General features: G+C 56.7%; 19 protein-coding genes. 11 read left to right on the top strand and 8 right to left on the bottom strand.

Going from position 1 to position 19,442, the window contains the following annotated elements:
- The first annotated feature begins 106 nt into the window (after positions 1–106).
- The 5 genes from lldP (at position 107) to trmL (ending at position 5,760) form a co-directional block, all read left to right on the top strand.
- Positions 107–1,762: an L-lactate permease gene (gene lldP, locus LRM19_RS13615; protein ID WP_032644436.1), complete on the top strand. Its 1,656-nt coding sequence runs from the start codon at positions 107–109 to the stop codon at positions 1,760–1,762.
- Positions 1,759–2,532, top strand: coding sequence for a transcriptional regulator LldR (lldR, locus tag LRM19_RS13610; RefSeq protein WP_023294814.1), 774 nt, complete (start codon positions 1,759–1,761; stop codon positions 2,530–2,532). Before lldP ends, lldR begins: the two co-directional genes overlap by 4 nt.
- Positions 2,529–3,716, top strand: a complete 1,188-nt coding sequence (gene lldD, locus LRM19_RS13605) for a quinone-dependent L-lactate dehydrogenase (protein WP_023334042.1) — start codon at positions 2,529–2,531, stop codon at positions 3,714–3,716. Before lldR ends, lldD begins: the two co-directional genes overlap by 4 nt.
- 184 nt (positions 3,717–3,900) lie before the next feature.
- Positions 3,901–5,241, top strand: a complete 1,341-nt coding sequence (locus tag LRM19_RS13600; protein WP_136195900.1) for an MFS transporter — start codon at positions 3,901–3,903, stop codon at positions 5,239–5,241.
- A gap of 45 nt (positions 5,242–5,286) precedes the next feature.
- Positions 5,287–5,760 (top strand): tRNA (uridine(34)/cytosine(34)/5-carboxymethylaminomethyluridine(34)-2'-O)-methyltransferase TrmL, encoded by a 474-nt coding sequence (trmL, locus tag LRM19_RS13595; protein WP_127729143.1) that lies wholly within the window; start codon positions 5,287–5,289, stop codon positions 5,758–5,760.
- Here trmL and cysE read toward each other — a convergent pair.
- From cysE to LRM19_RS13570, 5 genes are all read right to left on the bottom strand, one after another.
- Positions 5,757–6,578 (bottom strand): serine O-acetyltransferase, encoded by an 822-nt coding sequence (gene cysE, locus LRM19_RS13590; protein WP_008502718.1) that lies wholly within the window; start codon positions 6,576–6,578, stop codon positions 5,757–5,759. The genes trmL and cysE overlap by 4 nt on opposite strands.
- A gap of 74 nt (positions 6,579–6,652) precedes the next feature.
- Entirely contained in the window at positions 6,653–7,672 is a 1,020-nt protein-coding gene (gene gpsA, locus LRM19_RS13585) for an NAD(P)H-dependent glycerol-3-phosphate dehydrogenase (RefSeq protein WP_115876693.1), read from the bottom strand.
- Positions 7,672–8,139, bottom strand: a complete 468-nt coding sequence (gene secB, locus LRM19_RS13580; RefSeq protein ID WP_003860835.1) for a protein-export chaperone SecB — start codon at positions 8,137–8,139, stop codon at positions 7,672–7,674. The genes gpsA and secB overlap by 1 nt, the downstream gene beginning before the upstream one ends.
- 32 nt (positions 8,140–8,171) lie before the next feature.
- On the bottom strand, positions 8,172–8,423 hold the full coding sequence (grxC, locus tag LRM19_RS13575; RefSeq protein WP_023309914.1) for a glutaredoxin 3: 252 nt from the start codon (positions 8,421–8,423) through the stop codon (positions 8,172–8,174).
- 11 nt (positions 8,424–8,434) lie between these two features.
- Positions 8,435–8,866, bottom strand: coding sequence for a rhodanese-like domain-containing protein (locus LRM19_RS13570; protein WP_023309913.1), 432 nt, complete (start codon positions 8,864–8,866; stop codon positions 8,435–8,437).
- A gap of 246 nt (positions 8,867–9,112) precedes the next feature.
- On the opposite strand from LRM19_RS13570, the gene gpmM reads away from it, so the two are divergent.
- From gpmM to LRM19_RS13555, 3 genes are read left to right on the top strand one after another with little or no spacing between them, the layout of a single operon-like run.
- Complete coding sequence (gpmM, locus tag LRM19_RS13565) at positions 9,113–10,657, top strand: 2,3-bisphosphoglycerate-independent phosphoglycerate mutase (RefSeq protein WP_271369147.1); 1,545 nt, start codon at positions 9,113–9,115, stop codon at positions 10,655–10,657.
- 33 nt (positions 10,658–10,690) lie between these two features.
- On the top strand, positions 10,691–11,950 hold the full coding sequence (gene envC, locus LRM19_RS13560) for a murein hydrolase activator EnvC (RefSeq protein WP_240741467.1): 1,260 nt from the start codon (positions 10,691–10,693) through the stop codon (positions 11,948–11,950).
- Positions 11,951–11,953: 3 nt separating this feature from the next.
- On the top strand, positions 11,954–12,886 hold the full coding sequence (locus LRM19_RS13555; protein WP_115876696.1) for a divergent polysaccharide deacetylase family protein: 933 nt from the start codon (positions 11,954–11,956) through the stop codon (positions 12,884–12,886).
- A 3-nt stretch (positions 12,887–12,889) separates the two neighbouring features.
- On the opposite strand, the gene LRM19_RS13550 is transcribed toward LRM19_RS13555, so the two are convergent.
- The gene (locus LRM19_RS13550; RefSeq protein WP_271369146.1) at positions 12,890–13,690 is read right to left on the bottom strand and encodes a glycosyltransferase family 2 protein; all 801 of its coding nucleotides are present in this window, start codon (positions 13,688–13,690) and stop codon (positions 12,890–12,892) included.
- Positions 13,691–13,895: 205 nt separating this feature from the next.
- Here LRM19_RS13550 and LRM19_RS13545 point away from each other — a divergent pair, with 205 nt between their 5' ends.
- Both LRM19_RS13545 and LRM19_RS13540 read left to right on the top strand, forming a co-directional pair.
- Positions 13,896–15,101 carry a glycosyltransferase gene (locus LRM19_RS13545; RefSeq protein WP_271369145.1) on the top strand — a complete coding sequence of 402 codons (1,206 nt, stop codon included), beginning with the start codon at positions 13,896–13,898 and terminating at the stop codon, positions 15,099–15,101.
- Positions 15,102–15,116: 15 nt separating this feature from the next.
- Positions 15,117–16,031, top strand: a complete 915-nt coding sequence (locus LRM19_RS13540; RefSeq protein ID WP_115876699.1) for a hypothetical protein — start codon at positions 15,117–15,119, stop codon at positions 16,029–16,031.
- Positions 16,032–16,058: 27 nt separating this feature from the next.
- Here the strand turns inward: LRM19_RS13540 and tdh are convergent, their stop codons facing one another.
- Together tdh and kbl are read right to left on the bottom strand one after the other, a co-directional pair.
- Positions 16,059–17,087 carry an L-threonine 3-dehydrogenase gene (gene tdh, locus LRM19_RS13535; RefSeq protein ID WP_111964308.1) on the bottom strand — a complete coding sequence of 343 codons (1,029 nt, stop codon included), beginning with the start codon at positions 17,085–17,087 and terminating at the stop codon, positions 16,059–16,061.
- 9 nt (positions 17,088–17,096) lie between these two features.
- Complete coding sequence (gene kbl / locus LRM19_RS13530) at positions 17,097–18,293, bottom strand: glycine C-acetyltransferase (RefSeq protein WP_024906617.1); 1,197 nt, start codon at positions 18,291–18,293, stop codon at positions 17,097–17,099.
- 215 nt (positions 18,294–18,508) lie between these two features.
- Between kbl and rfaD the strand changes: the two genes are divergently transcribed.
- A complete protein-coding gene (gene rfaD / locus LRM19_RS13525) occupies positions 18,509–19,441 on the top strand; it encodes an ADP-glyceromanno-heptose 6-epimerase (RefSeq protein ID WP_008502707.1) in 933 nt (310 codons plus the stop codon).
- Position 19,442 lies beyond the last annotated feature (1 nt).

Genomic DNA, 19,442 nt, shown 5'->3' with positions numbered 1-19,442 from the left:
AACCCTACAACACAACATTGGCAGGACCACTTTTACACAACCTGTGACGCAGAGTTGAGCGGAGACTCACCCGCAGCGCAGGCTGTCTGGTCCCCAGGAGACCTGCATGAGCCTCTGGCAACAAAACTACGACCCGGCTGGAAATATCTGGCTGTCGAGCCTGATCGCATCGCTTCCGATTCTGTTCTTCTTCTTTGCGCTGATTAAGCTAAAGCTGAAGGGCTACCTCGCCGCGACGTATACCGTTGCCATCGCCCTGTTGGTGGCGTTGTTCTTCTACAAAATGCCGGTCGATCGCGCGCTGGCCTCCGTCGTCTACGGTTTCTTCTACGGCCTGTGGCCGATTGCGTGGATCATCATCGCGGCGGTCTTTGTCTATAAAATCTCGGTGAAAACCGGGCAGTTCGACATTATCCGCTCGTCGATTCTCTCCATCACGCCTGACCAGCGCCTGCAGATGCTGATTGTTGGCTTCTCCTTCGGGGCGTTTCTGGAAGGCGCGGCAGGTTTTGGCGCACCGGTGGCGATCACCGCCGCGCTGCTGGTGGGTCTGGGCTTTAACCCGCTCTATGCCGCGGGCCTGTGCCTGATTGTGAACACCGCGCCGGTGGCGTTTGGCGCGATGGGTATTCCGATTCTGGTGGCCGGGCAGGTCACCGGGCTGGACAGCTTCGAGATCGGCCAGATGGTTGGCCGCCAGCTGCCGTTCCTGACCATTATCGTCTTGTTTTGGATCATGGCGATTATGGACGGCTGGCGCGGCGTGAAGGAGACCTGGCCTGCGGTGATGGTGGCGGGCGGTTCGTTCGCTATCGCCCAGTACCTCAGCTCGAACTTCCTTGGCCCGGAGCTGCCGGACATCATCTCTTCGCTGGTTTCTCTGGTCTGCCTGACGCTGTTCCTGAAACGCTGGCAGCCGGTCCGTATTTTCCGCTTCGCCGACATGGGCGCCTCGCAGGTCGATCAAACGCTGGCCCGCACCGGCTACACCGCAGGACAGGTGATTCGCGCCTGGTCACCGTTCCTGTTCCTGACCGCCACGGTCACGCTGTGGAGCATCCCGCCGTTTAAAGCCCTGTTCGCCCCTGGCGGCGCGCTGTACGACATGGTGATTAATATCTCCGTGCCGTTCCTCGACAAGATGGTCGCCCGTATGCCGCCGGTAGTGCACGCCGCCACGCCGTATGCCGCGGTCTATAAATTCGACTGGTTCTCCGCCACCGGGACCGCCATCCTGTTTGCCGCTATTCTTTCCGTGGTGTGGCTGCGCATGAAGCCTGCGGCTGCGGTGCAGACCTTTGCGGCGACCGTTAAAGAGCTGATGCTGCCGATTTACTCCATCGGCATGGTGCTGGCGTTCGCGTTTATCTCGAACTACTCCGGACTGTCATCGACGCTGGCGCTCGCGCTGGCCCATACCAGCCACGCCTTCACCTTCTTCTCGCCGTTCCTCGGCTGGCTGGGGGTATTCCTGACCGGGTCCGATACCTCGTCTAACGCCCTGTTTGCCGCGCTGCAGGCCACGGCGGCCCAGCAGATTGGCGTGTCGGACGTCCTGCTGGTGGCCGCGAACACGACGGGCGGCGTGACCGGGAAAATGATCTCCCCGCAATCCATCGCCATTGCCTGTGCGGCGGTGGGACTGGTCGGTAAAGAGTCGGATCTGTTCCGCTTTACCGTGAAACACAGCCTGATATTCACCTGCATGGTCGGGGTGATCACCACCCTGCAGGCCTATGTCTTAACCTGGATGATCCCATGATAGTGATGCCCAGACGCCTGTCCGACGAGATTGCCTCTCGCGTGCGGGCGCTGATTGAAGAACAACAGCTGGAAGCGGGCATGAAGTTGCCCGCCGAACGCCAGCTCGCCGCCCAGCTTGGCGTGTCGCGCAATTCACTGCGCGAGGCGCTGGCGACGCTGGTCAGCGAAGGGGTACTGGTAAGCCGTCGCGGCGGCGGCACCTTTGTGCGCTGGCAGCATGACGACTGGTCCGAGCAAAACATCGTTCAGCCGCTGAAAACGCTGATGGAGAACGACCCGGACTACAGCTTCGACATCCTTGAAGCGCGTCACGCCATCGAAACCAGTACCGCCTGGCACGCGGCCATGAGGGCAACCGACGCCGACAAAGAGAAACTCATCGCCTGCTTTGAGGCCACGCAAAGCAGCGACCCGGATATCGCCTCCCAGGCGGACGTCCGTTTTCACCTTGCGATTGCCGAGGCGTCGCACAACGTGGTGCTGCTCCAGACCATGCGCGGGTTTTTCGACCTGCTGCAATCCTCCGTGAAGCAGAGCCGCCAGCGCATGTATCTGGTTCCGCCGGTGTTTGCCCAACTGACCGAACAGCACGAGGCGGTGCTCAACGCCATTCTTGCCGGTGATGCCGAGGCCGCGCGCAAAGCGATGATGGCGCATCTGGGCTTCGTGCATACCACCATCAAACGATTCGATGAAGACCAGGCCCGACAGGCGCGTATTACCCGTCTGCCAGGCGACAGTGATATTTCCAGGGAGAACAAAGCATGATTATTTCAGCAGCCAGTGACTATCGCGCCGCGGCGCAGCGCATTTTGCCCCCGTTCCTGTTCCACTACATCGACGGCGGGGCGTATGCCGAATACACCCTGCGCCGCAACGTGGAAGACCTGTCGGAGGTGGCGCTGCGCCAGCGCGTGCTGAAGAATATGTCTGACCTGAGCCTTGAGACGAAACTGTTCAACGAAACGCTTTCCATGCCCGTCGCGCTCGCGCCCGTAGGCCTGTGCGGTATGTATGCCCGCCGTGGCGAAGTGCAGGCCGCCGCTGCAGCGGATGCCAAAGGTATTCCGTTTACCCTCTCTACCGTCTCGGTTTGTCCGATTGAAGAGGTCGCCCCAACCATCAAACGCCCGATGTGGTTCCAGCTGTACGTCCTGCGCGATCGCGGCTTTATGCGTAACGCGCTCGAGCGCGCCAAAGCGGCGGGCTGCTCCACGCTGGTCTTTACCGTTGATATGCCGACCCCCGGCGCGCGCTACCGCGATGCGCACTCCGGCATGAGCGGCCCAAATGCGGCGCTCCGCCGCTACTGGCAGGCGGTAACGCATCCACAGTGGGCGTGGGACGTCGGCCTGAACGGTCGTCCACACGATCTGGGGAATATCTCGGCGTATCTGGGTAAACCCACCGGGCTGGAGGATTACATCGGCTGGCTGGCGAACAACTTCGATCCGTCCATCTCCTGGAAAGACCTGGAGTGGATCCGCGAATTCTGGGATGGCCCGATGGTGATCAAGGGGATCCTCGACCCGGAAGATGCCCGCGATGCGGTGCGCTTTGGCGCAGACGGGATTGTGGTCTCTAATCATGGGGGACGCCAGCTTGACGGGGTGCTCTCCTCCGCACGCGCCCTGCCGGCGATAGCCGATGCGGTGAAGGGCGATATTGCCATCCTGGCCGACAGCGGGATCCGCAACGGGCTGGACGTGGTGCGCATGATTGCGCTGGGTGCCGACAGCGTGCTGCTTGGACGCGCGTATCTGTACGCCCTGGCGACGGCCGGTCAGGCAGGCGTGGCGAATCTGCTCAACCTGATCGAAAAAGAGATGAAGGTGGCGATGACGCTGACCGGTGCGAAAACCATTAGCGAAATCAGTAAGGATTCCCTGGTGCAGGAGTTAAGCAAATTACCGGCGGCGCTGGCTCCCCTTGCTCAGGGAAACGCGGCTTAAATTCTTCCCCTCGTTAACACCTCTTTCTCATGCGTCCGATCTCCCCCTCGGGCGCTTTTTTATGCCGAAAATAACATCCAGATAACATATTGGATAAGAAAATTTGACATCCACCTGCCGTCCGCAATTGTATAGACAAGCAAATACAAGAACACAAAAACAACATCACATCAGAGGGGAGCGTATGGCGTATTCAGGTAAGGTGGATATTCAGCAGGTGATCGATGAAAGTCGCTTTTCAGGATTTCACTGGTTGCTCATTGTGCTGGGCTTTCTGGTTCTGGCGATCGATGGCTTTGATACGGCGGCGATGGGCTACATCGCCCCTACGCTGTCGGCAGAATGGGGGATCCATAAACAGGATCTGGGGCCGGTGCTGAGCGCGGCGCTGCTGGGGCTGTCGCTGGGTGCGCTGATCGCCGGTCCGGTATCGGACCGGATGGGGCGCAAGCGCGTGCTGGTCTTTTCGTGCCTGTTCTTCGGCCTGGCGAGCCTGGGGACGGCCTGGGCGCAAAGTCTGAATACCCTGACGCTGTGGCGCTTCCTGACGGGGCTCGGGCTCGGTGCTGCGATGCCCAACGCCATTACGCTTATCTCCGAGTTTGCCCCCCAGCGCTGTCGCGCCATGGCGATTAACACCATGTACTGCGGCTTCCCTCTGGGTGCGGCGGGCGGCGGCGCGATCTCGTCCTGGCTGATTCCCCACCACGGCTGGCGAAGCGTGCTGCTGACCGGCGCAATTGCACCGCTGATTTTAACGCTGCTGCTGGCGCTGCTGTTGCCGGAGTCGGTGAAGTTTCTGGTGCAGCGCGGAAGAGATGTCATGCAGGTCCGCCGCATCGCCAGCCGGTTCGCCCGCAGCACGCTGGATAGCGTCACGGGCTTTTTCCTGGCGGAGGAGAAAGTTGCGTCTAAAAAAGGGAGCGTGTCGCAGCTGTTTTCCATGCCCTGGCTGCCCGGCACCCTGATGCTGTGGGTGACCTATTTTATGGGGCTGGTGATTTACTACGTCCTGCTGAGCTGGATGCCGACGCTGATGCAGGGAATGGGTTATGCCCTGGCTGAATCCGCCTGGCTCACTTCGCTGTTCACCTTCGGCGGCACGGCCGGGATCCTGCTCGCGGGCTGGATGATGGACCGCTGGGAAGCGCACAAGGTGGTCGCGGGCGGGTTTATCCTGACGATGGGGCTGATCCTGCTACTCGGCATGGAGCATAATCATATCGCCCTGTTTGGCGGGCTGATCTTCCTGATGGGGATCGCAATGAACGGCGCGCAGTCGGGCATGCAAACCCTGGCCGCCACCTTTTACCCTACCGAGTGCCGCGCGACGGGCATCGCCTGGATGCAGGGGATCGGCCGCTTTGGCGGCGTGGCGGGAACCATGACCAGCGCCCAGCTTCTTTCGATGCAGTGGCAGGCAGACAGTATCTTAATGATCCTCAGCGTGCCCGCTCTGGTGGCCGCGGCGGCAACCGTCTACAAAATGCTGTACAGCCGCTCGCAGGAACCCGGCGTCGCGTAGTTCCTCTCTTTTCTGCTATTCTGCCCCCGCAATTAAGGGGGCAGCATGCTTAACATCGTTTTATTCGAACCAGAAATTCCGCCGAATACCGGCAATATTATCCGCCTGTGCGCCAACACCGGTTTTCGTCTGCACATCATTGAGCCAATGGGCTTTACGTGGGACGACAAACGTCTGCGTCGCGCAGGGCTGGATTATCATGAATTTACCGCCGTTATTCGCCACCACGATTACGCCGCGTTTCTGGAAGCCGAGCAGCCGCAGCGCATGTTCGCCCTGACCACCAAAGGCACGCCGGCGCACAGCGCCGTGAGCTATAAGGCAGGTGACTATCTGATGTTTGGCCCGGAAACCCGCGGCCTGCCGGCCACGATTCTGGATGCCCTGCCCGCTGAGCAGAAAATCCGCATTCCGATGATGCCGGACAGCCGCAGCATGAACCTGTCGAACGCGGTGTCGGTGGTGGTGTATGAAGCATGGCGCCAGCTGGAATATCCGGGCGCCATTCTCAGAAGTTAAATGCCGTCGCCATACTCGAAGGTATGGTGAATGCCGTTGAAGTGCTGATCCATGTCCATGGACGGCTTGTCGCTGTCTGGTTTACCGACGATGCGCGCCGGTACGCCAGCGGCGGTAGTATGCGGTGGCACAGGCTGGAGCACCACGGAACCTGCGCCGATCTTCGCGCCGCGTCCGACTTCGATATTGCCAAGAATTTTGGCACCCGCGCCTATCATCACCCCTTCACGAATTTTCGGATGGCGATCGCCGCTGGTTTTGCCGGTACCGCCCAGGGTAACCGACTGCAGGATCGAGACGTCGTCTTCAATCACTGCCGTTTCCCCGACAACAATCCCGGTGGCGTGGTCGAGCATGATCCCACGGCCAATCTTAGCCGCCGGGTGAATATCAACCTGAAACGTCACGGAAACCTGGTTTTGCAGGAAGATCGCCAGCGCGCGGCGGCCTTCATTCCACAGCCAGTGGCCAATGCGGTACGCCTGCAGAGCGTGGAAGCCTTTCAGGTACAGCAGCGGCGTAGAATATTTATCGACCGCCGGGTCACGCGTGCGCACCGCCTGGATATCACAGGCGGCAGAGGCGATCATTTCCGGGTCAGCGGCGTAAGCCTCTTCCACCACTTCACGGATAGCGATAGCAGGCATTATTGAGGATGCCAACTTGTTGGCGAGCATATAGCTGAGCGCGCTGCCGAGGTTTTCGTGCTTGAGTAGCGTTGCGTGGTAGAAACTGGCCAGCATAGGCTCACAGTCGGCCAGCGCCCGGGCTTCGGCTTTAATGTTGTTCCAGACGATATCCAGTTCTTCACACGGCATTGCTTACTCCAGACGATAGTTAATGACCAGCCAGTTCTGCGCTGGCTGGGTCATTCAGGTGACAACGGTTCCGACTAGTTACTGCTGCGCTCGTCCTTGCGCGCACGACCTAATAAGGTCAATGCTGCCTCGCGCGCATTTTTTCCGCAATATAATACCTGATAAATTTCCTCGGTTATTGGCATTTCGACACCGAAACGGTGCGCCAACTCGCGGACTTCTTTGGTATTGCGGTAGCCTTCCACCACCTGACCAATCTTCTCCTGCGCGTCTTTCACATTGCTGCCCTGTCCGAGCATCATGCCAAAACGGCGGTTACGAGACTGGTTGTCGGTACAGGTCAGCACCAGGTCGCCCAGGCCAGCCATTCCCATAAAGGTGGCCGGATCGGCACCCAGCGCTTCGCCCAGGCGGGACATCTCGGTCAGACCGCGGGTGATCAGCGCCGTACGCGCGTTGGCACCAAAACCAATGCCGTCGGACATCCCGGCACCAATCGCAATCACGTTCTTCACCGCTCCGCCCAACTGCACGCCGATAAAATCGGGGTTGCTGTAGACGCGGAAGCTCTTGCCGCAGTGCAGCAGCTGTTGAAGATCGTCTGAGAAGGCCCGATCGGTTGAGGCCAGCGAAATCGCCGTCGGCAGGCCAGCGGCCAGCTCTTTGGCAAAGGTCGGGCCGGAGATGACCGCCAGCGGGATCTCATCACCCAGCGCTTCACGGGCAACGTCCTGCAGCAGGCGTCCGGTTTCGGCTTCCAGTCCTTTAGTCGCCCAGACAATGCGCGCATCCGGGCGCATCAGCGGCTTAATCTGACGCAGCACGTCGCCAAAGACATGGCTCGGAACCACAATCAGAATGTTGCGGCTGGCCGCCAGCGCGGTCGCAAGGTCGCTTTCAAGGTGCAGGGAGTCAGGGAACGGAACGTCCGGGAGAAACGCCACGTTACAGCGGTCGCGCTGCAGCGTTGCGATATGTTTTGGGTCGTGGCCCCAGAGGACCACATCGTGACCATTTCTTGCCAGCGTGATGGCAAGAGCGGTGCCGTATGAGCCGGCACCGATCACAGTCATTGACGCATTAACAGTGCTCATCAGGCATCCTGATGTTGTTCAGCACCTTCGCCAGCCTGCTGCTGCAGATAGTTCATGAACAGCGCATCAAAGTTAACTGGCGCAAGGTTCAGTTGCGGGAATGTACCGCGAGAAACCAGGCTGGTGATGCATTCACGCGCATACGGGAACAGAATGTTCGGGCAGTACGCACCCAGGCAATGTGCCATCTGGTTGCCTTCGATACCGCCGATAGAGAAGATGCCGCCCTGCTGTACTTCACACAGGAATGCAGTTTCTTCGCCCAGGGATGCGGTAACGGTCACACGCAGCACGACTTCATACACGTCATCTGCCAGTTGGGTAGATGCGGTATCCAGATCAAGTTTAACCTCTGGCTGCCAATCTTTCTGGAAAACGTGTGGCGCATTTGGCGCTTCGAAAGAGACGTCCTTGGTGTAGATACGCTGGATCTGGAAAGTCATTTCGGTGTTGTTTTGTTCTGACATGGAAATACCCTTTTTAATTGTCCTAAAGTCTCTTAGCTCAGCAGCGGATCGAGTCCACCACGGGCGTCGAGCGCATACAAGTCATCACAGCCGCCAATGTGCTGCGCATCAATAAAAATCTGCGGAACCGTCGTGCGACCACTACGTTTGATCATCTCTTCGCGTTTAATCGCGTCACCGTCGATCGGCAGTTCCTGGAACGTGACGCCCTTGCTGTTCAGCAGCGCTTTCGCACGATGGCAGAACGGACACGTCGCTTTGGTATAGATCTCAATATTGGCCATGACTGAACTCCTTATTTACCGCGCACCAAAGGAAGATTTTCCCCGCTCCAGCCGGAAATACCTTCTTTCAGCACAGTTACGTTTTCGAAGCCTGCTTTATGAAGCGCGCTGGCAGATTCTTGTGCCTGCATGCCGGTCGCATCGACAACGATAATCGGCTGGGCTTTGTGTTTTTCAAGCTCACCGACGTTGTTCGCTTTGATTTCAGCTGGCAACAGGTTGATTGCGCCCGCAATGTGACCTTTACGGAAATCGTCACGCTGACGCAGATCGACAACGACGGCATCTTCTTTGTTAATCAGACGCGTCGCTTCACCACGGGTGATAACCTTAATCTTAGACGTCAGGCTCTTAAATGTGGTGAACAGCACAGCAGCCAGCAGGCCAATCCACGCGATGCTCAGAACCGGATGGCGGCTAACGAATTGCATAATTTCTTGCATGGAGGGTAACTACTCCCGACTAATTGATAAAAAAACCAGGACAGGAGTATACCTGTGCGTTCTGGCAAATACAGCCAGCGACCATAACCTAATCCATTTTCTGCGGCATGCCACCTAAAAAAATGCCTCAAAATGGTCTGGAGGGCACCTTGCCACTGCGCTTTCTTTGATCTTCTGCGGCTATTTGATCGATTCAGCTGTAGTAAAATTACGCAAATTTTGACTCTTGAGCATGAGGTTGTCGCAATGTCGGTTTCTAAAAAACCTATGGTACTGGTGATTCTGGATGGTTATGGCTACCGTGAAGATAGCCAGGATAACGCTATTTTCAACGCCAAAACCCCGGTCATGGATGCCCTGTGGGCAAAACGTCCGCATACGCTGATTGACGCGTCTGGCCTGGAAGTGGGCCTGCCGGACCGCCAGATGGGCAACTCCGAAGTCGGTCACGTAAACCTGGGCGCCGGGCGTATTGTGTATCAGGACCTGACGCGTCTGGACGTTGAAATCAAAGAACGCACCTTCTTCTCCAACCCAACGCTGTCTGGCGCGGTCGATAAAGCCGTTGCCGCTGGCAAGGCCGTACACATTATGGGCCTGCTCTCTGCTGGCGGCGTGCACAGCCACGAAGATCACATCATGGCGATGGTTGAACTGGCCGCTGAACGCGGTGCAGAAAAAATCTATCTGCACGCCTTCCTGGACGGTCGCGATACGCCACCACGCAGCGCAAAAGGCTCTCTGCAAGCCTTCGAAGACAAATTCGCCGCGCTGGGTAAAGGCCGCGTAGCATCCATTATTGGCCGTTACTACGCCATGGACCGCGACAACCGCTGGGATCGCGTTGAACAGGCCTATGACCTGTTGACCCTGGCAAAAGGTGAATTCCAGTTCGCGACCGCCGTTGAAGCGCTGGAAGCAGCTTATGCTCGTGATGAAAACGACGAATTCGTCAAAGCGTCCGTCATTCGCGCTGAAGGTCAGGCCGACGCCGCCATGGAAGATGGCGACGTGCTGATCTTCATGAACTTCCGCGCTGACCGCGCGCGCGAAATCACCCGTGCTTTCGTCAACAGCGACTTCGACGGTTTTGCCCGCAAGAAAGTGGTAAACATCGACTTCATCCAGCTGACCGAATATGCGGCAGACATCAAAGCGCCGTGCGCATACCCACCGGCCTCGCTGGCAAACACCTTCGGTGAGTGGATGGCGAAGAACGACAAAACGCAGCTGCGTATTTCCGAAACTGAAAAATACGCGCACGTGACCTTCTTCTTTAACGGCGGCGTTGAAGAGCCGTTCAAAGGCGAAGACCGCATTCTGATCAACTCACCGAAAGTCGCCACCTACGATCTGCAGCCAGAAATGAGCTCTGCAGAATTGACGGAAAAACTGGTTGCGGCCATCGAGAGCGGTAAATACGACACCATCATCTGTAACTACCCGAACGGCGACATGGTGGGTCATACCGGGGTGATGGAAGCGGCAGTGAAAGCGGTTGAAGCGCTGGATCACTGCGTTGATCAGGTTGCGAAAGCTGTTGAATCCGTTGGCGGCCAGCTGCTGATCACCGCAGATCACGGTAACGCTGAACAGATGCGCGACCCGGCGACTGGCCAGGCGCATACCGCCCACACCAACCTGCCCGTTCCGCTGATTTATGTGGGTGATAAATCACTGAAAGCAGTGGAGGGTGGCAAGCTTTCTGACATCGCGCCAACCATGTTGTCGCTGATGGGTATGCCGATCCCTGAAGAGATGACTGGTAAGCCGCTGTTCATCGTGGAATAATCGCTCCCCATGAGGGGAAAGGCGATTTTTTCAATCACATGGGTCGTGAAGCCGCTTAGGTTATCAGTCAGACCTCTGTTTTACGCCAGCGCACTCAGCGCTGGCGTATTGCTGTGCGCCGCATCCGCCCACGCGGATGACCGCGACCAGCTGAAATCCATTCAGGCCGATATCGCCGCCAAAGAGCGTGCGGTACGCCAGCAGCAACAGCAGCGATCCGCACTTCTTGCCCAGCTAAAGCAACAGGAAGAGGCGATCTCCGCCGCCGCGCGTAAACTGCGTGAAACGCAAAACACCCTCGCCCTGTTGAACAAGCAGATCGACGAGATGAACGCGTCGATTGCCAAACTGGAACGCCAGCGCGATGCGCAGGAGCGCAATCTTGCCGCACAGCTTGATGCCGCATTCCGCCAGGGTGAACATACCGGACTCCAGCTGATCCTCAGCGGCGAAGAGAGCCAGCGCGGCCAGCGCCTGCAGGCCTACTTTGGCTATCTCAACCAGGCGCGCCAGGAGACTATCGCGCAGCTGAGACAGACGCGCGAAGAAGTTTCCACGCAAAAAGCCGAGCTGGAAGAGAAGCAGAGCCAGCAGCAGACGCTGCTCTACGATCAGCAGGCCCAGCAGGCAAAGCTCGAGCAGGCGCGCAACGAGCGTAAGAAAACCCTTTCCGGCCTTGAATCCTCTATTCAGGAAGGACAGAGCCAGCTCAGCGAAATGCGCGCCAACGAATCAAAACTGCGTAACAGCATCGCCCGTGCGGAAGCCGCGGCGAAAGCGCGTGCCGAAAAAGAAGCGCGCGAGGCGCAGGCCGTTCGCGACAAGCAGCAGGAAGCGTCCCGCAAAGGCACCACCTACAAGCCAAGCGAGAGCGAACGTTCCCTGATGTCGCGTACCGGCGGTTTGGGTTCTCCTCGCGGCCAGGCTTTCTGGCCCGTTCGTGGTTCAATTCTGCATCGCTATGGCGAACAGCTGCAGGGTGAGCTACGTTGGAAAGGGATCGTTATCGGTGCGTCTGAAGGTAGCGAAGTGAAAGCCATCGCCGATGGCCGCGTGATTCTGGCCGACTGGCTGCAGGGTTACGGACTGGTTGTGGTGGTCGAACACGGTAAAGGTGATATGAGCCTTTACGGCTACAACCAGAGCGCGCTGGTCAGCGTCGGCACGCAGGTGCGCGCCGGCCAACCCATCGCCCTTGTGGGCAGCAGTGGCGGTCAGGGCCGCCCGTCACTCTATTTCGAAATTCGTCGCCAGGGTCAGGCGGTCAATCCACAGCCGTGGTTGGGAAGATAAGTTTTGCTTCAATTTCGTCGAATGGTTTTCTCCGTCGTCAGCGCGCTGGCGCTGGCTGCACCGGTATACGCAGGTAAACTCGCTATCGTGATTGATGACTTCGGTTATCGTCCGCACTATGAAAATCAGGTGCTGGCGATGCCGTCGGCCATCTCTGTCGCCGTCCTTCCAAATGCGCCCCACGCGCGTGAGATGGCGACCAAAGCACACAGCAGCGGCCATCAGGTGCTGATCCATCTGCCAATGGCACCTCTCAGCAAGCAGCCGCTGGAAAAAGATACCCTGCGCCCGGACATGAGCAGCGAGGAAATCGAGCGCATCATCCGTGACGCCTACAACAAAGTGCCGTATGCCGTAGGGCTGAACAACCATATGGGCAGCGCGATGACGTCAAGCCTGTACGGGATGCTCAAAGTGATGCAGGCGCTGGAGCGTTACAACCTCTACTTCCTCGACAGCATGACCATCGGCAACAGCCAGGCGATGCGTGCCGCTCAGGGAACGGGCGTAAAGGTGATTAAGCGCAAGGTGTTCCTGGATGATACCCAGAACGAAGCCGATATCCGCATGCAGTTTAATCGCGCGGTACAGCTGGCCCGCCGCAATGGCTCAGCCATCGCCATCGGTCACCCGCACCCGTCTACCGTTCGCGTCCTGCAGCAGATGCTGCCGACCTTGCCTTCCGATATCACGCTGGTACGGCCGAGCGATCTACTGAATGAGCCGCAGGTGGATACCTCTACACCGAATTCTGCGCAGCCCGTCCCGACAGCGCCGCGTAATCCGTTCCGCGGCGTGAAGCGCTGTGTACCGAAGCAGCCGCTTGAACCGGTCTATGCGACCCGCTTCTTCTCCGTCATCGGAGACAGCATCAGTAACAGTACGCTGGTGAAATACGTCCAGCAGCAGTGGCAGGGATGGGGTAAGAAAGCCTGACGCTTATTTCGCAATCTGAGAGTCCGTCTGCTCGTTAGCAACGGACTCTTTTTTTTCCTGATGCTGATACCAGGATTTGAAATACTTCAAAAAGCTATAGGCTGTGGCATACAGTCCCGTTGCCACCCCCACTTTGCCCTTACGCCAGGCGCCGCTAAAAAGATACCATTTGAAAAAAGCACCGATGGCGCTGATTACGCCGCGCCCAACAGAGGGCCGTATTTTTTGATGTTGAACCAGGCGGGTTGTATAACAATTTAATTTATTAAAAAGCTCGTGCAGCGTGGGAAACGTATCATGTTTTACATAACCCGGAATACGTTCACAACGGAGAAAACCTTCGACCTGATCGTCTACCGGTCGGTTATTAAACCGGGACTGGTTACGGTTAAAAAGACGCACAGGATAATCAGGGGATGAAACGGGATAAATCGTCCGGACTTCCTCACCCAGAACAAACCAGTGGCGGCATATTTGCCATGCCATTCCCGGGTCTGGCTCATCGCCTGCTTTTAACGTTAAAACGGCATTAACCGTTTCCTGATCAAGAATTTCGTCGCTGTCGATGCACAGGACCCAGTCATTGCTGGCTAAGGATATGGCATGGTTCATCTGCTCGCCATGCCAGACAAATTTTTTATAGACCGGGAGCAGTCCAAAGCTTTCACAAATATATCGTGTTTTGTCCGTACTACCTGAATCAACCACAACGACTTCATCCGCTATTTTTGAAAGAGGCGGAATAACATCATGCAACAATCTCTCAGAATTAAACGTTAATAAGCAGACCGTTATTTTAAACATTTTCCCACTCTCAATAGCAGCCTAAATTAATATTATTAATACTATATAAATGAGTAGAGATGGTTAAAGTCCTGAATCACACTTTTAAAATAAACGCGCTTGAAATTTTCTCTAATCCTGAAGCGCAATAAAATAGAAAAATCTATTTTATTTCAACAGATTCTTTATAATGCTGTAAGATGAAGGGTAGCACACGGATTCAGACATGCCGCACAAAAGTAAAATTCTCCTCCTGGATACGGGTAAAGAATGGGGGGGAGGCACCAACAGTATGCTTGAGCTCCTGAAGCGAATCAATCGCGATAAATTCGATATTACCTGTTGTTTTTACAGTGATTATAGTCGTGCTGAAGGTGAGACGATTGGCCAGGTGCTCAACGGCATCGGGATCCCACTCATCGTTATCCCTCAACGCCAGCAGCCGGTCTGGGCCAAATTGCTGAAGGAAGCGGGACGTAGCCTGCTGTTTTTCTCGCGCAGCGCCCGCAAGGCATTAACGCGTCACGTGGATATTATGTGGCGCATCAGGCCTAACGTCAGCAAGATCGAAACTCTTTTCTCGCAGGGCGGTTTCGATACGCTCTATATGAATAACCAGCCTGGCTCAAATGAAGAAGGCTATCTGGCGGCGGCGAACCTGCAGGCGCGGGTGATCCAACACTGCCGCATTGAACCTGTTTTGACCCCACCTCTGGTAAAGCTGGTTAATGCCCATGCCACAAAAATCATCGCCGTCTCGCACGGCGTTGAACGCGTGTTACTTCAGCATGGCGTCCGGCCCGAACTGTGTACGACGGTCAATAATGCCATCGACATCCACCAGCCTTTACCTGACCGGCGTGCGATGCGCCAGCGCCTGAATATTGATGACGACACGTTTGTGTTCGGCAGTATCGGGTCGTTAATCCCTCGCAAAGCCAACCACCACACGCTGGAGGCGCTGGCACAGTTCAGCGAGAAGCATCCGCAGGCGAAATGGAAAATGGTGCTGGTCGGCGAAGGTGCCGAACGCCGCGCTTTAGCGGAACAGGCCCGAGCGCTGGGCATTGAACATCACGTCATCTTCACCGGTTTTCAGAACACCCCGTTTGATTACCTCGCTACGTTTGACGCCTTTATCCTCGCCTCAAAAAGCGAAGGGCTACCGCGCGTGGTGCTGGAAGCGATGCTTCTCAATATCCCCGTGATTGGCTCTCAGGTGACCGGCACGGCAGAATTGATTGACCATGATTCGACAGGTCTGCTCTTCCCCTGGAGCGATGTTCCACAACTTGCACAGCATCTGGACAATATCTGGGCAGACGCGGAACTGCGGGCTCGACTGGCGGCAGCTGCTTACCAGAACGTCTGTAATAACTACGCCATTGAAAACTACGTCAGCGGTGTCGAAGCCGTGCTTGGCGCGCGCTGACCAAACGAGATAACTATGTTTAAATTTCTTAATGCTCGCTATCGTCATATCACCGGGCGACACAACATTCCTTACAGCTCTCTTCCCATGACGGGCGCGCTTGCTGCGGTGGACTCTATTGTGATTCCGTGTACCGGCGCAGATTTCGTCGAAGAAGCATTACTCTCTGCCACCTTCGCGGAACGTTATGCCACCGGGGTGAGCGAAATCGTCATCGTCAGCGATCAACCCGAATCTGCCTTTGGGATACTGCCGCCTAAAACCCGCGTAGTGACGCTTAACCTTCCCGTTCGTGAGGAAAGTTACCGCTATAAGCAGATCTACCTCAGCCGTCTGGTGAAGCTTAACGCCCCGCTACAGGCTCGCGGTGAAGGGATATTGATGATCGATTCCGATCTCAATTTGCTGAAGATGCCAGAGATCAACATGGCCGATATGCACATCTACTCCAGCTTCCGTCAGGGTAAAATGATTGCCAAGCTGGACGGTGCGCCTGCGGAGAAAGTGCCGGCGTATTACAAGGAGACGGTGCGCCCTTATCTGGTCGATCATGTTAACGGCGCGTTTCTTGCGGCAACTAAAAAAACCTGGCGCCGTATCTGCCCGCTGTGGCTGACGCTGTTCCAGGATACCTGGGAACTGATGGACGACACGCAGCCGCCGACCGATCAGCTGCCGCTCGCCGCGCTGCTGGACATGCTGGATTTAAAAACGGTTAACCTGGGTGACTGGATGAACTGGCCGGTCTCCAAGAAGATCGGCGGGCAGGAAGCCGTAGTCCCGAAAGAGGTGATTGGCGCGCACGGCGGTTTCCCTCTCTCAGAATGGCAAAAGTATCTTGAATCACCGGATAACAAACTGCTGTTCAAAGGTCAGGACTACACCCGCAAGGTGCGCTACCTGACGGACGAAGAGAAAAAGAATCAATAAAAAAAGGGGCCTCAGGCCCCTTTTTGATTACTTATCCCAGCTCAGGATCACTTTCCCTGACTGGCCGGAACGCATCGCGTCAAAGCCCTGCTGGAACTCATCGATGGAGAAACGGTGCGTGATAATCGGGGACAGATCCAGACCGGACTGGATCAGCGCCGCCATCTTGTACCAGGTCTCGAACATTTCGCGGCCATAGATGCCCTTAATGAACAGCCCCTTGAAGATGACCTTGTTCCAGTCGATAGACATATCCGATGGCGGAATACCCAGCATCGCAATACGACCGCCGTGGTTCATGGTGTCGAGCATGGTGCGAAACGCCGGTGGCGCGCCGGACATCTCCAGACCCACGTCAAAGCCCTCGGTCATGCCCAGCTCTTCCATCACGTCGCTCAGGCTCTCTTTCGAGACATCCACCGCACGGGTGACGCCCATTTTGCGCGCCAGCGACAGACGGTATTCGTTTACATCGGTGATCACAACGTTGCGCGCACCCACGTGCTTCGCCACGGCTGCCGCCATAATGCCAATTGGGCCCGCGCCGGAGACCAGCACGTCTTCACCAACCAGGTCGAAAGAGAGCGCCGTGTGCACCGCATTGCCAAACGGGTCGAAGATGGAGGCCAGATCGTCAGAAATATTGTCCGGGATTTTGAACGCGTTAAAGGCCGGGATCACCAGATATTCCGCGAAGCAGCCCGGACGGTTCACGCCCACGCCGATGGTATTACGGCACAGGTGAGTACGCCCGCCGCGGCAGTTACGGCAGTGGCCGCAGGTAATATGGCCTTCACCGGAGACGCGGTCGCCAATTTTGAAGCCTTTTACTTCCTGGCCGATACCCACCACTTCGCCGACATATTCGTGACCGACAACCATCGGTACCGGGATGGTTTTCTGCGACCACTGGTCCCAGTTATAGATGTGAACGTCAGTACCACAGATGGCCGTTTTACGAATTTTGATCAGCAGATCGTTATGACCGACTTCCGGCTCCGGCACGTCGGTCATCCAAATCCCTTCTTCCGCTTTCAGTTTGGATAACGCTTTCATCACACGTCCTCAGGCAATTACGCCCAGCTGTTTACCAATGCGGGTAAAGGCTTCTACCGCACGTTCAATTTGTTCAGGCGTATGCGCCGCAGACATCTGGGTGCGGATACGCGCCTGACCTTTTGGCACCACCGGGAAGAAGAACCCGGTGACGTAAATCCCTTCTTTCTGCAGTTCGCGGGCAAATTGCTGCGCGACGACCGCATCGCCGAGCATCACCGGGATGATCGCATGGTCGGCACCGGCCAGGGTAAACCCTGCGGCGCTCATTTTTTCACGGAACAGACGGGCGTTGGACCACAGGCGGTCGCGCAGCTCAGCGCCGGACTCCACCATCTCCAGCACTTTAATGGAGGCGGCAACAATCGCCGGCGCCAGGGAGTTGGAGAACAGATACGGACGGGAGCGCTGACGCAGCCACTCGACCACCTCTTTACGCGCGGCGGTATAGCCGCCGGACGCGCCGCCGAGCGCTTTGCCCAGCGTGCCGGTGATGATGTCCACGCGGCCCATCACGTCACAGTATTCGTGGGAACCGCGGCCGTTTTCGCCGACAAAACCGACCGCATGAGAGTCATCGACCATCACCAGCGCGTCGTATTTATCCGCCAGGTCGCACACGCCCTTCAGGTTGGCGATCACGCCGTCCATGGAGAACACGCCGTCGGTGGCGATCAGCACGTGGCGAGCACCCGCTTCACGAGCCTCTTTCAGGCGCGCTTCCAGCTCAACCATATCGTTGTTGGCGTAGCGGAAACGCTTCGCTTTACACAGGCGTACGCCGTCGATGATGGAAGCGTGGTTCAGGGCGTCGGAGATAATCGCATCTTCTGCACCGAGCAGGGTCTCAAACAGACCGCCGTTGGCGTCAAAGCAGGAGGAGTAAAGAATCGCGTCTTCCATTCCGAGGAAGCTCGCCAGCTTTTGCTCAAGCTGTTTGTGGCTGTCCTGCGTACCGCAGATAAAGCGTACGGAGGCCATGCCGAAACCGTGGGTGTCCATGCCGTTTTTTGCAGCGGCAATCAGCTCAGGGTGATTTGCGAGACCTAAGTAGTTGTTCGCACAAAAGTTGATCACATGGCTGCCGTCGGCAACGGTGATGTCCGCCTGCTGGGCAGACGTGATAATACGCTCTTCCTTGAACAACCCTTCCGCACGTGCGGTGTCGAGGTCGCTGTTTAACTGTTTGTAAAAATCACCACGCATTGCAATTCTCCAGACTCGGCAAATTTCGGGACATATTACCCAAACCTATAGTTCATGACGAGATGACACGTCATCTCTTGTCGTTTTTGCAGCATAAATCACGCGTACCCCTGCGCTGTGAAGGTGAATGGCTGAAGGGCAGCCATACTAATGATATGATAGAGACATTAGCGTCCGGGATTGTCCCCGGGCTCCACACTTCAAAGGTTACAGTTATGATCATCGTTACCGGCGGCGCGGGCTTTATCGGCAGCAATATTGTTAAGGCTCTCAATGACAAAGGCATCACCGACATCCTGGTGGTTGACAACCTGAAAGACGGCACCAAGTTTGTTAACCTGGTGGATCTGAACATCGCTGACTACATGGATAAAGAAGACTTCCTTATCCAGATTATGGCAGGCGAAGAGTTCGGCGAGATCGAAGCCATCTTCCACGAAGGTGCGTGTTCTTCCACCACCGAGTGGGACGGTAAGTACATGATGGACAACAACTATCAGTACTCCAAAGAGATCCTGCACTACTGCCTGGAGCGTGAAATTCCGTTCCTGTACGCCTCCTCTGCTGCAACCTACGGCGGCCGCACCTCAGACTTCATCGAGTCCCGCGAGTATGAACAGCCGCTGAACGTCTACGGTTATTCTAAGTTTCTGTTCGACGAGTACGTGCGTCAGGTTCTGCCAGAAGCGAACTCGCAGATCGTCGGCTTCCGTTACTTCAACGTCTACGGACCGCGCGAAGGCCACAAAGGCAGTATGGCAAGCGTAGCGTTCCACCTGAACACCCAGCTGAATAACGGCGAAAGTCCGAAACTGTTCGAAGGCAGTGACGGCTTTAAGCGTGATTTCGTCTACGTAGGCGACGTTGCCGCAGTGAACCTGTGGTTCTGGGAAAACGGCGTATCCGGCATCTTCAACCTGGGGACCGGCCGCGCGGAGTCCTTCCAGGCAGTGGCTGACGCCACGCTGGCGTATCACAAAAAAGGCAGCATTGAGTACATTCCGTTCCCTGACAAGCTGAAAGGCCGTTATCAGGCATTCACGCAGGCCGATCTGACTAACCTGCGCGCAGCGGGTTATGACAAGCCGTTCAAGACCGTTGCCGAAGGCGTAACGGAATATATGGCCTGGCTGAACCGCGACGCGTAAG

It is taken from the genome of Enterobacter sp. PI-10 (genome assembly GCF_027947695.1).
Taxonomy (GTDB): domain Bacteria; phylum Pseudomonadota; class Gammaproteobacteria; order Enterobacterales; family Enterobacteriaceae; genus Enterobacter; species Enterobacter vonholyi.
Note: the sequence above shows the minus strand (reverse complement) of the source record. Positions and strands in the feature narration are given on the sequence as shown.

Coding starts and splice junctions, on each gene's coding strand:
- LRM19_RS13570 (WP_023309913.1), bottom strand. CDS start 8,866: ATGCAAGAAATTATGCAATTCGTTAGCCGCCATCCGGTTCTGAGCATC.
- grxC (WP_023309914.1), bottom strand. CDS start 8,423: ATGGCCAATATTGAGATCTATACCAAAGCGACGTGTCCGTTCTGCCAT.
- kbl (WP_024906617.1), bottom strand. CDS start 18,293: ATGCGTGGTGATTTTTACAAACAGTTAAACAGCGACCTCGACACCGCA.
- LRM19_RS13540 (WP_115876699.1), top strand. CDS start 15,117: ATGTTTAAATTTCTTAATGCTCGCTATCGTCATATCACCGGGCGACAC.
- LRM19_RS13545 (WP_271369145.1), top strand. CDS start 13,896: ATGCCGCACAAAAGTAAAATTCTCCTCCTGGATACGGGTAAAGAATGG.
- tdh (WP_111964308.1), bottom strand. CDS start 17,087: ATGAAAGCGTTATCCAAACTGAAAGCGGAAGAAGGGATTTGGATGACC.
- rfaD (WP_008502707.1), top strand. CDS start 18,509: ATGATCATCGTTACCGGCGGCGCGGGCTTTATCGGCAGCAATATTGTT.
- LRM19_RS13550 (WP_271369146.1), bottom strand. CDS start 13,690: ATGTTTAAAATAACGGTCTGCTTATTAACGTTTAATTCTGAGAGATTG.
- lldP (WP_032644436.1), top strand. CDS start 107: ATGAGCCTCTGGCAACAAAACTACGACCCGGCTGGAAATATCTGGCTG.
- gpmM (WP_271369147.1), top strand. CDS start 9,113: ATGTCGGTTTCTAAAAAACCTATGGTACTGGTGATTCTGGATGGTTAT.
- LRM19_RS13600 (WP_136195900.1), top strand. CDS start 3,901: ATGGCGTATTCAGGTAAGGTGGATATTCAGCAGGTGATCGATGAAAGT.
- cysE (WP_008502718.1), bottom strand. CDS start 6,578: ATGCCGTGTGAAGAACTGGATATCGTCTGGAACAACATTAAAGCCGAA.
- lldR (WP_023294814.1), top strand. CDS start 1,759: ATGATAGTGATGCCCAGACGCCTGTCCGACGAGATTGCCTCTCGCGTG.
- trmL (WP_127729143.1), top strand. CDS start 5,287: ATGCTTAACATCGTTTTATTCGAACCAGAAATTCCGCCGAATACCGGC.
- gpsA (WP_115876693.1), bottom strand. CDS start 7,672: ATGAGCACTGTTAATGCGTCAATGACTGTGATCGGTGCCGGCTCATAC.
- secB (WP_003860835.1), bottom strand. CDS start 8,139: ATGTCAGAACAAAACAACACCGAAATGACTTTCCAGATCCAGCGTATC.
- lldD (WP_023334042.1), top strand. CDS start 2,529: ATGATTATTTCAGCAGCCAGTGACTATCGCGCCGCGGCGCAGCGCATT.